Below are 12,837 nucleotides of genomic sequence, written 5' to 3'. Positions count from 1 at the left end.
CTCAGGCCGCGCGGGCCGGTGCTGCCACCATCAGCGCGCCGCACTCGTCCGCCGGCAGCGGCCGGGCCATGAAGTAGCCCTGGCCGTACCGGTACCCCATCTCCCGCAACCGGTCCTGCTGCTCCCGGCTCTCGATGCCCTCGGCGACCGCCTTCAGCTGCAGGTGCTCCGCCAGCTGGGCGACCGCCGCCGCCACCGCCAGCCGGCCACGGTCGGCGCCGTCCGCAATGCCGTCCACGAACGACTTGTCCAGCTTCAGCACGTCGACCGGGAACGCCCGGAGCAGGCTCAACGACGACTGGCCGGTGCCGAAGTCGTCGAGCGCGAGACGTACCCCCTCCTCGTGCAGCGCCTGCAACGTCTCGGTCACCTGCCAGCCGTCCACCACCGACGACTCGGTGACCTCCAGGACCAGGTCCGCCGGCTGCAGATCATTCGCGTCGAGGACCGCCACCACCTCGTCCACGAAACCGGGCTCCCGCAGCTGACGGACCGCCACGTTCACGTTGATCGCCGCGATCGCCGCGTCACCGTGCTCGTCCCGCCAGCGACGCAACTGCGCACAGGCCTCGCCCAGCACCCACGACCCCAACGGCACGATCAGACCGGACCGTTCCGCCACCGGGACGAACTCGGCCGGTGACACCGGGCCACGCTGCGGATGCTGCCAGCGGACCAGCGCCTCCGCACCGCTGATCCGGCCGGTCACCAGGTCGTACACCGGCTGGTAGAGCAACCGCAGCTCGCCGCGGGTGATGCCGTCGTGCAGCTCCCCCGCCAGCCGGGCGTGGTTGGCCAGATCGTGGCGCATACTCGGCTGGAACCGTGCCCACGAGGCCTTGCCGGCGTCCTTCGCCGCGTACATCGCGATGTCCGCGTTGCGCAACACCTCGTCGGCCGTCTCACCGAGCTCGCCGATCGCGATGCCGGCACTCGCGGGCAGCATCAGCTGCTGCTCGCAGGCCTGCACCGGCAACCCGACCAGGGCCTGGAACCGGGTGGCGGCCCGCTCGGCGGCGACCGGGTCGTCCACCGGCAGCAGGATCGCGAACTCGTCGCCGCCCAGCCGCGCGGCCAGCTCACCGGGCCCGCAACCGTCCTGCAGCCGCTGCGCGATCTGGTAGAGCAACTGGTCGGCCGCGGACGGGCCGAGCGTGTCGTTGACCATCTTGAAGTCGTCGATGTCGAGCAGCACCGCGGTGGCGGGCAGATGCTCGTCGAGCCGCTCGGCGAGAGCCAGGCTGTACCCCGTACGGTTGCGCAGGCCGGTGAGGGAATCGCTCAGCGCGAGTCGCTCCAGCTCCTCCTGCTGACGGCGGATGCCGCGCAGCGCCAGGGTGTTCTCCCGCAGCGACAGCAACTGCCGGGCCACCACGATCGCCGCGATCAGCACCGCGCCGATGATCACCGCCTGGCCGCGCAGGTCCAGGTCCCGGGCGGAGACGTTGATGACCAGGACCGCGGTCACCGCCACCGCGAGGACCTGCAGCGGGTCGGTGAGAGACCATCGTGCGCCAGTCACCGTCCACCGGGTGGAGAGGCCGTTCAAGACCCGGTCCTGACGGTACGCCGCAGCGCACATCCCCAGGCCGACCAGCGGGTAGCCCAGCGCCGACAGCAGCATCACACCCCAGTCCGTGCCGCCCAGGAACAGCACCACCGCGACGATGCCGACCAGCGGGCCGATCGCCAGGACGGACAGCGCCGCCGGGTCGACACGGCCCTCCGGGTTGACCGCGGCCCGTCCGAACACGACGAGCGCCAGCAGACAGGTGACACCGACCGCGGCGGCCGCGGCCCGGGTCGTCGGCGGCATCCCGTCCGGGGCCAAATCGAAGGCGGCGTACCCGAAGACGAGCACCCCGGCCACGGCGACCGCCGCGCCGTCGAGCAGCAGGCGGTACCAGTCGAGCAGGGTGCGGCGGCTGGGCGGCACGTACCGGAACGCGAGCATCGCCAGGACCAGGCTGACCAGTGTGGGCACGGCCTCGTAGAGCGGCATCCCGTCGGTGTCGCGCCACGCCCGGAACATCGCCGCGACGGTGGTGACCACCAACGCCACCGAGGAGTACGCCCAGAGCCGCCAGAAGCCGCGGACCGCTCTCGGCGCGCGGGGGTGGACGCTGACCCGGTAGCAGCCGGCCGTGGTCGCCAGCAACGCGACCGGGCCGGCGGCGTACACCAGAAGGGACTCTCCGGCGATCAGCTCGACGACGACGGTCAGCACCGCGGCGGCACAGACCAGCACGGTCAGCAGGCCGCCCCGGCCCGTCCCACGCCCCGATCCGTTCATCGCTGCCGCCCGGCTCCTCGCCCGATGGGGTCACTGTCGAGCCCGGCAGGCCCGAACTCGGCCACGCTGAGCCGAGTGATCGTCTCGCATCTCGGGCCTCCACGGGAAGTGTCAGACCGGTGCCGTATGCTCCGGCGCGGCGAAGTCGTAGCGCAGAGGTCGTCGCGCCTTGGCATCGAGCAGGAGGACGCCGGTTCGAATCCGGTCGGCTTCGCCACCTGCGCGACGAAACGGTGGGGAGGTTCGGTGGGGGGCACACCATCGGAGGGCATGCCCGTCCGATGCCCGGCGATCACCGATCCGGAACGTGGTCTGGCCGACGCGCGTGATTTCGACGCGATCCTGACCCGGCTCTCCTCCCCCGTCCCGGTCACCGGCGCCGAGGAGTTCGACCGGGGCCTGATCCGCGCGGACGGCCGGGTCGACCTGTGCAAACAGGGCGTCGGCCCGGTGCAGGTGGCCCGGGTGGTACAGACCGCGGTCGCCTCCCCGCACGCCACCCACCTGCTGCTCGGCACCAACGCGCTGGGCACCCCGGGCGCCCGCGAGCTCGCCGGGGCGCTCACCCCCGGACACCGGATCAGCACCGTCTACCTCGGCTGCAACCGGATCGACGCGGACGGCGCGGCGGCCCTCGCCGACCGTCTGGCCGACGACGACGGTGTCCGCGCGCTCTGGCTCAAACGCAACCCGATCGGCGACGCCGGGGTGGCGCACCTGGCCGCCGCGCTCGCCTCCAACACCACCCTGCGGACCCTCGATCTGGTGAACACCGGTCTGACCGTCACCGGCCTCGCGGTGCTGGCCGACGCGCTGGCCGCCCGCCCGCCGGTGATGCAGCGCCTCTTCCTCGGCGGCAACGCCCTGCGGGCCGACGCGGTGCCCACCCTGGTGCGCCTGGTCCGCGACGGTGGTGTCCGCGAGCTCTACCTGGCCGTCAACCAGCTCGGCGACGACGGAGCCGCCGTGCTCGCCGACGGCGTCGCCGGTTACGGCATGACTCTGGGCCTGGGCGGCAACGGCATCACCGACATGGGGCCGCTGGCCGCCGCGCTGGGCTCGTGGACCGGCCTGGACCTGTCCCGCCCGCCGTCCGAACGGGCTCTCGGCGGCCGGTCCAACGAGGTCGGTGACGGCGGGGCCGCACTGCTGGCGGAGGCGCTGCCGGGCAGTGCGCTGCGCCGGTTGGACGTCCGCTTCACCGGGGTGACCGGCCGCGGCGCCCGGCTGCTGCTGGCCGCCGCCGGCCGGCTGGACCACCTGGGCATCAACGGTGGCGTCCCGCGACGGATGCGCCGGAGCGCGCCACGGTCCGGCACCCCGCCGCACGCCGACATCAGCGCGATCGCGAGTGTGTACCGATGAGTGGCTACGACCCCCTGAACCTCACCGAGTGGGCCCGGATCCGGCACTACACGATGCCGGCCCGGATGATCGCGGAGTGCGCGGAGGCCCGGGAGCGGGGCGACTGGCGGGCCGCCTGCGATGCCGGGGCCGTCGACGTCACGTTCGACGACGAGGCCGCGAGGCCTGTTGCCGCTCTGCTCGCCGGTCTCGCCCCCGACCTGCTGCGCTGGCACCTGCCGCGGATGCTCGGGGGCAACGCCGCGCTCTTCACCGACTGCGCCGGCTACGTGATCGCGCCGGACGGTCCGCTGCGGCCGGACACACCGGTGTTGCTGGTCCGGCCGCCGGTGTCGACCATCGGGTCGCAGCGTCTCACTCTGGAGGTCGGCGAGCTCGCCGATCTCGACGACGACGAGGCCTGGTATTTCCTGGCGCCCTGGCAGTGGGACGCGCGGCGGGCCGGTGAGTTGCGCGCCGCCGTGGGCGGTTCCGGGTCCGTGAACGGGTCCGTAAGCGGCTCCGCCGCCGTGAACGGGTCCGCGGATGGTTCTGCCGCCGTGGACGGTTCCGCCGGGCGGCTGCCCCGGTTCACGCCGGACGGTGAGCCGCTTCCGGTCGAGGAGTTCGGCCGTGGCGACGACGCGCCGGCCCGCGCCGAACGGCACCTGCTCGCCCCGGGCGCCCCGGAGACCTGGGCCGAGGCCGGGGTCGACCTGCTGGCCGCCCCGGAGTTCCAGCAGAGGTTGGACATCCTGCGGATCGACCCGGCACGGCTGGCCTCCGACGTCCGCCGCCTGGGTCTGCCCGCAGCGGTGGTCCGGATCGGCTGGAGCTCCTATCTGAGCGTCGAGCTGTCCGGGGAACGGATCCGGGCCACCGCGAGCCAACCCGGGTGGAACGAGCGCAAGCAGTTCGACGGCATGGCCCCGCTCCTCCCGGCGGCACTCCAGCCCTCGCCAGACCTCGATCTGATCTGGCACGGCCGGATGCCGGTGGACGCGTTGCACCCGCTGGTCCGCGAGGCACTGTTCCCCGGGCACTCCTCCGCTGCCGCTTCCGCCCGAAACACCGAGACCTCCGTTCCCGCCGCCCGAAACACCGAGACCTCCGTTTCCGGCGGGGATTCCGGGGTCGTCGCCCGGTCCGGAGCCTTCGATTCCTCCGGGGTCTCCGTCACCCTGAGGGCCGCCGCGGCCTTCCGCGGTGGCGGCCGTTCCGCGAAGCGCTCGGCGGCGGACGAACCGATCCGGGTGCGCTGCCGGGACGGCCAGTGGCATGAGGTCGCCGTCGACCGGGGCAGCCTGGTTCTTGCCTCACACACGCCTGCGGAGCAGCAGCGGGAACGTGCGATGCGCGCCTTCGGTGGTGCCGTCACCGGCTGTTTCGCCGCGGCCCAGGCGTGGAACGGCGCGTCCGGTCGGCTGCCCCGGCGGTTGCGTGACCACCGGCAGGACCTCTGGCTGCGCATTCAGCACGGTGGCGACCGGGAACTGTTCGCGCTGCTCGACGCCGGACTGAACCCGCACCTGCGGGACAGTCGCGGGCGCACGCTGATGCACATGCTCCGGTCCTTCGACCATGCCCGGCTGCTGCCCCGGCTCCTCGAGGCCGGCGTGGACGTCAACGCCACCGACCGCGAGGGCAACACCCCGCTGCACTACGCGGTTCTCGAGGTGTGGCCGGCTGCTGTGATCATCGCGCTGGCCGACGCCGGGGCCGACCCGCACGCCCGCGATCAGGACAACCGGACGGTGATCTCCTACATGGACGCCATCCTCAAGTACTTCAGGCAGAACGACACCAAACGTGGTCCGGTGTTCCGGGCCGCGCTGCAATACGTGAAGGAGCGCGCGTGACCTCCGGCCTGGACGCTGCCGACGAGCTGCTGACCCGCATCGGCGCGACCCGCACCGAGCCGGTCGAGGACCAGCGGGCCGCGGCACTGGCGCTGATCGTCGCCGCGAACCTGCCGGTGCTGCTCTGGGGCGAACCCGGCATCGGCAAGTCCGCCACCCTGACGCAGCTGGCCGAGAGCCTGGACGCGCCGATGGAGACGGTCATCGCCAGCGTGCACGAGCCGTCCGACTTCTCCGGGCTGCCGATCGTCGGCGACGACCCGGCCGTCCAGGGTGTGCCGATGGCGCCGCCGGACTGGGCGGTCCGGCTGGCCACCGCCGGCCGCGGCATCCTCTTCTTCGACGAGCTGTCGTCGGCGCCGCCGGCCGTGCAGGCCGCCCTGCTGCGGGTGGTGCTGGAACGCCGGGTCGGCAGCCTCACCCTGCCGCCCGCGATCCGCATCGTGGCCGCGGCGAACCCGCCGGCCAGCGCCGCCGACGGCTGGCATCTGAGTCCGCCGCTGGCCAACCGGTTCGTCCACCTGCACTGGACGCACGACCCGCGGGTGGTCGCCCGGGGCCTGTCCGGTGTGTGGCCACGCATCGAGGTGCCCACCGTCTCCCTCGACCGGGCGGGCAGCGCCCTGGCCCGGGCCCGCGGTGTGATCGCCGGTTTCCTCACCGCCCGCCCCGGCCTCACCCACCACCTGCCCACCGACGCGGAGGGCCGCGGCGGCGCCTGGCCGTCCCCGCGTACCTGGGACATGGCGTTGCGTCTGCTCGTCTTCCACTACTGCGCGGGCACCGGCCCCGAGGCGCTGACCACCGCCCTCGTCGGCGCGATCGGCGACGGCGCGGGCTTGGAACTCACCGCCTACCTCGAAGAGCTGGACCTGCCCGACCCGGAGCGGGTGCTCGCCGACCCGGACGCGTTCGCCCTGCCGGACCGCGGTGACCGGCAGCTGGCCTTTCTGACGGCGGTGGTCGCGGCCGTCGAGGCGACCGTCACCCGGGAACGCTGGGAGGCCGGCTGGCAGGTCCTCGCCAAGGCGGTCGACGCGGGCGTGCCCGACGTGGCCGCGCGGGCGGCGTTCGACCTGGCCCGGATGCGCGAGCCGCACTGGCCGGTCCCGGCCGCGATCGACGCGTTCGTCGACGTACTCAGCGCCTCGGGGATGCTCACCGGTGCCGGCTGAGCCGTCCCACCCCAGCGAGCCGCCCACGCCGGCCGAGGCAGCGCGAGCAGTCGGTCCGGAGTCCACCGCGGCTTCCCACCGAACCGAGCCGGCTCCGACCGCGGCCGCCCAACCGGCCGAGACCACACGAGCGGCCGAGACCACACGACCAACCGAGATCGCACGACCGGCTCGCAGTGGGCGGACTGCGGGGCGGGGGACGGCTGAGGCGGCGCGGGTTCTCGACCGGACCAAGCTGCTCGCCGCCCGCCTGCGCGCCGCGGACCGGCAGCCCTATCTGGCGTCCGCGCTGTACAGCCTGACCGTCGTGCCCACCGACGCCGTGCCGACGATGGCCGTGGACCGGCACTGGCGCTGTTACGTGTCGCCCGCGTTCGTCGACTCCCTCGAGGTGCGGGAGCTGGCCGCGGTCTGGGTGCACGAGGTCGCCCACCTGCTGCGTGACCATCACGGCCGGACCGACCGGCTGCCGCCCGGGCTGCGCGCCGATCACCGGCGGGTGAACGCCGCCCAGGACTGCGAGATCAACGACGATCTGTCGTCGCTGCCGCGGGGTGCGCTCAAGCCGGCCCTGTTCGGTCTGCCCGACGGCCTGCTGTTCGAACAGTATGTCGACGACATCCCGGCCTCTCCGGACATGCCGGAGTGTGGTTCCGGCGCGCACGGCCGGGAGATGCCGTGGGAGCTGCCGGGTGACGGGCCGGTCGGTGCGGTGGAGGCGGCCGCGATCCGCCGGCAGACCGCGCAGGCGCTCCGCAATCATGTGAAGGCCCGCGGCCGGGTGCCGGCCGGCTGGAGGCGCTGGGCGGACGAGGTCCTGGAGCCGGCCGTCGACTGGCGCCGGGCGTTGACGGGTGCGGTGCGGGAGGCCGCGTCGTGGGCGTCCGGTGCGGTCGACTACACCTATCAGCGGCCGTCGCGGCGGGGTGCCGCCGTGCGGGGTGTGGTGTTGCCGAGTCTGCGCCGTCCGATGCCCCGGGTCGCGATCGTGGTCGACACGTCCGGGTCGATGGGCGACGACGAGCTGCGGGCCGTGCTGGCCGAGGTGTCGGGTGTGCTGCGCGCGGTCGGTATCGGCCGTAACCGGGTGGCGGTGCTGGCCTGTGACGCCGACGTGCACGCGGTCCGGCGGGTCTCCTCGGTCGGCGAGGTGGTCCTGGAGGGTGGCGGTGGTACCGACATGCGGGTCGGCATCGAGCAGGCGCTCGGCGCCCCGGACCGCCCGCAGATCGTCATCGTGCTCACCGACGGTTTCACGCCCTGGCCGGATCGTGCGCCGGGCTCGGCCCGTGTCATCGCCGGCCTGGTCGGCGAGTCGCCTCCCGCTCCCCCGTCGTGGATCGAGTCGATCCACATCAGCTGACCGTCACCACGGCCGGTTCTAACTTTCCGTAGTTGCAGTGCATCACGCGGTGTGCTGTCAGTGCCGTCGGCACGACCCGGCACGCCTGGTCGGCGAGTGCTCATCACCAGACCTGAGGCAAAAAGCCAAGGACTTAAGAGCCTATAAGCCCCTATTCGGTACGCGAAAACGACCGCGCCCCCACAGCAATCCCCTCTTCGCGCGATCCGACTTGTCCGAATAGAGGAGTTTTCCGGAAATGCTAAGAACTACATTCTGTAGCCATGGGAGTCAACGACACACGCACCGTCACCAGCCGCCGCCGCTTCATCTCCACCCTCGCCGCGGGAATCGCCCTCGGCACCGCCCTCACGACCGGCCTCGCCGCCCCCGCGCAGGCCGCCACCGTCACCGAGAGCGGCAAGAACCTGGCCGGCTGGACCACCGAGGTGGGTGACGGCGTGTTCGCCGCCGAGGGTCAGGCCGCTGTGAACAGCGCCGACATCACGGTCGAGAACCGGGCCGCCGACTCCCGGGTGCGGGCCAACATCCTCAACCGCGGCGTCATGGCGCACGTCATCTCGTACAAGCGGGTCACCGACACGTCGATGATGAAGACCGTGCAGAAGGCCAACTACCAGTTCGCCATGCCGTACGTGCCGTCGACCGCCGGCGGCGAGCGCAACGCGCAGACCGTCGAGGGTGGCCTGTTCGTCTGGGACGGCCTCGACACCCGCGTCGACCACGGCACCGCCTTCCAATGGGTGCTCAACCCGTGGGACCCGAACTTCGGCCAGATCCAGATCTGGACCAGCGCGAACGGCGGCAGCTGGGCCAACGGCGGCTACCTCAAGCCGGACACCGCCTGGCACACCGTCGCGATGACCGTCGACCCGGTGAAGAAGAAGGTCGAGCTGGTCATCGACGGCAAGAACCTGAACGCGCCGTACTCGGTGACGCCGAAGTCCGGCTGGGGCACCGACGTCTCGGCCCGCCTGCAGGTCGAGGCCATCTCGATCTACCCGGGCGCCACCGCCACCTGGGCACCGCAGCACGAGGTGCTGGTCCGCAACTGGAAGTGGACCCGCCAGTAGGACCTGCCCACGACTCCCGACGTGGCCCCCGGAACAGTGTTCCGGGGGCCACATCGTCGTACGCGGCAACGGGGCCGCCCTCTGTGGACGGTGTGCCGTAGGTTGTCGCGGTGATCGATCTCTCCGCGCCGGTGTGGGATCCGCCGCCGCAGCGCCCCAGCATCGTGCCGGCCGCCCTCGTCCAGTGGCAGGTCCGCGACCTCGGCAGCGCGCTCAAGTCCCGGTTGTACTGGGTCACCCGGGACCGTGCCGACGACGGCGCCCGCGACCTGCCCGGCCTGGGCGGCGCCGCACTGATCGCCTCCGGGCCGATGGACGTCGGCGGGACACCGATGTGCGGTGTGAGCCTGGAGACCCTCGACTCGAACCTGGTCCTGTCCGGCCACCTAACGGTCCGTGCCGACCTGAGCTCCGAGCCGTGTGCCGACCTGCCCGCGCTGGAGTCCGCCCTGATCGCGGACGCGCACGGCGTACTCGATGGCATTTAAGGATGTTTTAGGTCTGATGTCATTGTCGGTGATCGATGGATGGTGGTGTCGTCGTGGTATGCGACGACGCAGACTCCTCACCGCCGGCCTGACCGCGGCCGTCACCGCCGGACTCGGCACCGCCGGCATCACCCGCGCCGCGGCTGCGGCCCTCGACCCCACCCTTCCCCCGGGCGGCAACTTCGACCTGGCGATCTGGCAGCTGCAACTGCCCACCGGATCGCCGGGAAACCCGGACACCGTCTCCCCGGCGCGCCTCAAGGGCGCGTCCGGATACACGAACCCGGCCTACTTCTGGACCGACAAGAACGACGGATCGATGACGTTCTGGGCGCCGGAGAAGGGCGTCACCACGCCGAACTCGAACTACGCCCGTTCCGAACTGCGGGAGATGAACCGGGACGGCAGCGCCGCCGACTGGACACTGTCCGGCGACCACACGCTCAGCGCCCAGCTGCGCGTCGTCTCGGTGACCAAGAACGTGGCGGTCGGCCAGGTGAAACTCGGCACCGGCGGCACCTCGACGAAGCCACTGCTGGAGTTGTACTACCGGGCCGACGGCGACATCCACCTCGGTACGGAGGACTCGCCCGCCGGCGGGCAGACGCTGCACAGGGTGGGGAATGTGGCGCTCGGGGTGAAGTGGACGTACACGCTCAACGTCTCGGGCAACACCGCCGCGCTGACCGTGAACGGGGTGCGGACCACCTACACGATCCCGTCGTCGTTCAACCCGTACCGGCAGTATTTCAAGGCCGGCTCGTACAACCAGTCCTCGTCGGAGAGCACGACGAACGGCGCGAAGGTCAAGTTCTACAGTCTCACCGTCCAGCACGGCTGAGCGCCGCCACCCGCTTCCCGGCGTCCACCGGGGAGCGGGCTATTTTCGGGCCGTGCCACTTTTCGCGTTCGCCGGGCGTACCCCTGAACTGGCCGCCCTGCGCGAAGCCGTCACCGCACCGCCCGCCCTGATCCTGATGTCCGGCGAAGCCGGCATCGGCAAGAGCCGCCTCGCCCAGGAGGCGGTCGCCGGAGCGCCGGGCCTCGTCCTCGTCGCGCACTGCGACGACATGCGCGAACCGCTGCCGCTCGGACCGGTCCGCGACGCGCTGCGCCCGCACACGCCGGACCCGTTCCCCGACGACCCGGTCGCGCTGGTCGATGCGGTGACCGCACGGCTCGGCGCACTCGGCCCGGCGGTCCTGGTGGTCGAGGACGTGCAGATGGCCGACCCGGTCACCCTGGACTTCCTGGACCGGCTGGCCGCCCGGCCGGTACCCACCATCACCGTCCTGATCACCCAGCGCGACGACGAGGCGCCGCCGGCCTGGATCCCGCCGTCCACCGTCCGCCGTCTCACCCTCCCGCCGCTGAGCCACGACGACGTCGCCGCACTGGCCGGCGCGGAACCCGACGACCCGTACGTCACGCGGCTGTTCGCCCGGACCGCCGGCATCCCGTTCCTGATCGAGGAAGTACTCCGGTCCGGGATCGCCCTCGACGACGAGGTACCCGCGCTGCTGCGGGACGTGCTGCTCTACCGGATGCGCCCACTCGACGAGCCGGCCCGGGAGATCCTCGGCGCGGCGGCCGTGGTCGGCATGACCGCCGACGAGCGCCGCCTCGCCGCGGTGCTGCGCCTCGACCCGGCGGTGATCCGGCAGGCGTTGGACGCCGCACAGACCGCCGGGCTGCTGCACGAGGAGGACGGACGCCGGCACTTCCGGCACACCCTGGCACGGCAGGTCGTGTACGAGCTGCTGCCCGCCACCACCCGGCGGTGGCTGCACCTGCAGGCCGCCCGGACCCTCGAGGAACAGTCCCCGAAACCGGTCGCCCAGCTGGCCCACCACTACCGGCTCGCGGGCAGCGCCGCCGACCACGTGCGCAACGCCTCGGCCGCCGCCGACCTGGCCGTCGAACAGGGCGACGACGCGACCGCGGCCCGGTTCCTGCTCGGCACGATGGCCGAGGCCGACCTGCCCCGCCCACTGCGGGTCCGCCTCGCCGTCAAACTCGGGCGGGCCGCCGTCGAAGGCGCGATGCAGGCCGAGGCGATCCCGGTGCTGCGGCGCATCCTCGCCGACCGGCGCCTGCCACCGGGCGCCCGCGGCGAGATCGGACTGGTGCTCGGGCGGGCACTCCGCCAGCAGGGCGAGGCGCTGGCCGGATACGTCGAACTGGAGAAGGCCGTGCCGTACCTGCGGCACCGCGACCGCAAGGCCGGCGCGCTGGCGATCCTGTCCGCACCGGACACCGTGGTCGGCCGGCACGCCGACGACCATCTGCGGTACTGGGAACAGGCGGCGGCACTGTCCGGCTCGCTGCTCGCGGTCCGGATCGCCGGCGTCTCGCTGCGCCTGGAGCTGGGACTGCCCGGCGTGTGGTCGGACGTCGACGCACTGCTCGCCGACGACTCCCTGACCTCCTCACCACGGGAGTACGCCCGCGCGTGCCTGAACTGGGCCCAGGGCGCCCTGCACGTCGGGCACCTGGACCACGCCACGACACTGCTGGCGCGGGCCCGGCAGGCGACCGAACAGGAACGCCTGCTGCCGGTGGCCGAACTGACCGCGTTCGCCATCGACCTCGCCCACGACCGCGTCGACGGGCTGACCGAACGGTTACGCGGGTTCGTGGCCCGGCCGGCCCGGATGCCGCTGACCAACCTGGACGCCCGTGTCATGCTGGGCCGCCTGCTGGCCCGTTCGGGCGAGGTCGCCGAGGCCACGGAGATCCTGACCGCGGTGGCCGCCGACGCGGCCCGGGCCGGCGCGGTGTCCCCGCTGATCCAGGCGCGAACCGCGCTGGCCGGCTGCCTGCTGACTGTCAGCGCGGCGCGGGCGGAAGCCGAGGCGGCGACGACGATCGACCTGGTCCGGGCGAAGGGCATCTGGGCGTGGGCGGGCGAGGCGGTCACGGTCCGGTGCCGCGCGCTGACCGCGTTGGATCGCGCCGCGGACGCTCAGGCGTGCGCGGCCGAGCTGCGCGAGGGCACGGCCGGCCGCGACGCGCCGGCTGCCGAGGCGACCCTCGCCGCGCTGTCCGAGCCGGCGGGAGACGCGCTGTCCGAGCCGGCGGGAGACGTCCGCCCCCGAAAGTGACGACGCCAAGACCCGGACCACCGAGAACGGTGCGGACGGGCCGGTGACGCGCCCCCGGCGGCCGCGGCCCTGACGGGCCGGTTCGTGCCGCGTTGAGCACGGCCCGGCGGGGAGGGCGGCGCTGCTGGGCCAGAAGTG

The 12,837-nt window shown here is 72.8% G+C and carries 9 protein-coding genes and 1 tRNA gene; 9 read left to right on the top strand and 1 reads right to left on the bottom strand.

What is annotated here, in order from left to right; all coding sequences use genetic code 11:
* Position 1: 1 nt before the first annotated feature.
* Positions 2 to 2,293: a putative bifunctional diguanylate cyclase/phosphodiesterase gene (locus WH85_RS06230; protein WP_045740730.1), complete on the bottom strand. Its 2,292-nt coding sequence runs from the start codon at positions 2,291 to 2,293 to the stop codon at positions 2 to 4.
* 141 nt (positions 2,294 to 2,434) lie between these two features.
* On the opposite strand from WH85_RS06230, the gene WH85_RS06225 reads away from it, so the two are divergent.
* From WH85_RS06225 to WH85_RS06185, 9 genes are all read left to right on the top strand, one after another.
* Positions 2,435 to 2,510, top strand: a tRNA-OTHER gene (locus WH85_RS06225).
* A gap of 53 nt (positions 2,511 to 2,563) precedes the next feature.
* Positions 2,564 to 3,658 (top strand): leucine-rich repeat domain-containing protein, encoded by a 1,095-nt coding sequence (locus WH85_RS06220; protein ID WP_045740729.1) that lies wholly within the window; start codon positions 2,564 to 2,566, stop codon positions 3,656 to 3,658.
* The gene (locus WH85_RS06215) at positions 3,655 to 5,496 is read left to right on the top strand and encodes an ankyrin repeat domain-containing protein (protein WP_045740728.1); all 1,842 of its coding nucleotides are present in this window, start codon (positions 3,655 to 3,657) and stop codon (positions 5,494 to 5,496) included. Before WH85_RS06220 ends, WH85_RS06215 begins: the two co-directional genes overlap by 4 nt.
* Positions 5,493 to 6,671: an AAA family ATPase gene (locus WH85_RS06210; RefSeq protein ID WP_083448825.1), complete on the top strand. Its 1,179-nt coding sequence runs from the start codon at positions 5,493 to 5,495 to the stop codon at positions 6,669 to 6,671. Before WH85_RS06215 ends, WH85_RS06210 begins: the two co-directional genes overlap by 4 nt.
* Entirely contained in the window at positions 6,661 to 8,034 is a 1,374-nt protein-coding gene (locus WH85_RS06205; protein ID WP_245673842.1) for a vWA domain-containing protein, read from the top strand. The genes WH85_RS06210 and WH85_RS06205 overlap by 11 nt, the downstream gene beginning before the upstream one ends.
* Positions 8,035 to 8,297: 263 nt before the next feature.
* A complete protein-coding gene (locus tag WH85_RS06200) occupies positions 8,298 to 9,107 on the top strand; it encodes a hypothetical protein (protein WP_045740727.1) in 810 nt (269 codons plus the stop codon).
* Between the two features lie 110 nt (positions 9,108 to 9,217).
* Complete coding sequence (locus tag WH85_RS06195) at positions 9,218 to 9,595, top strand: hypothetical protein (RefSeq protein WP_045740726.1); 378 nt, start codon at positions 9,218 to 9,220, stop codon at positions 9,593 to 9,595.
* Positions 9,596 to 9,653: 58 nt separating this feature from the next.
* Positions 9,654 to 10,436: a polysaccharide lyase family 7 protein gene (locus WH85_RS06190; protein WP_045740725.1), complete on the top strand. Its 783-nt coding sequence runs from the start codon at positions 9,654 to 9,656 to the stop codon at positions 10,434 to 10,436.
* Between the two features lie 52 nt (positions 10,437 to 10,488).
* Positions 10,489 to 12,699, top strand: a complete 2,211-nt coding sequence (locus WH85_RS06185) for an ATP-binding protein (protein ID WP_045740724.1) — start codon at positions 10,489 to 10,491, stop codon at positions 12,697 to 12,699.
* Positions 12,700 to 12,837 lie beyond the last annotated feature (138 nt).

The sequence above is a fragment of the Actinoplanes rectilineatus genome (genome assembly GCF_000962825.1).
Taxonomy (GTDB): Bacteria; Actinomycetota; Actinomycetes; order Mycobacteriales; family Micromonosporaceae; genus Actinoplanes; species Actinoplanes rectilineatus.
The sequence above is the reverse complement of the archived record's forward strand: the minus strand, read 5'-3'. Positions and strand labels throughout refer to the sequence as shown.

Coding starts and splice junctions, on each gene's coding strand:
- WH85_RS06215 (WP_045740728.1), top strand. CDS start 3,655: ATGAGTGGCTACGACCCCCTGAACCTCACCGAGTGGGCCCGGATCCGG.
- WH85_RS06200 (WP_045740727.1), top strand. CDS start 8,298: ATGGGAGTCAACGACACACGCACCGTCACCAGCCGCCGCCGCTTCATC.
- WH85_RS06230 (WP_045740730.1), bottom strand. CDS start 2,293: ATGAACGGATCGGGGCGTGGGACGGGCCGGGGCGGCCTGCTGACCGTG.
- WH85_RS06190 (WP_045740725.1), top strand. CDS start 9,654: ATGCGACGACGCAGACTCCTCACCGCCGGCCTGACCGCGGCCGTCACC.
- WH85_RS06220 (WP_045740729.1), top strand. CDS start 2,564: ATGCCCGTCCGATGCCCGGCGATCACCGATCCGGAACGTGGTCTGGCC.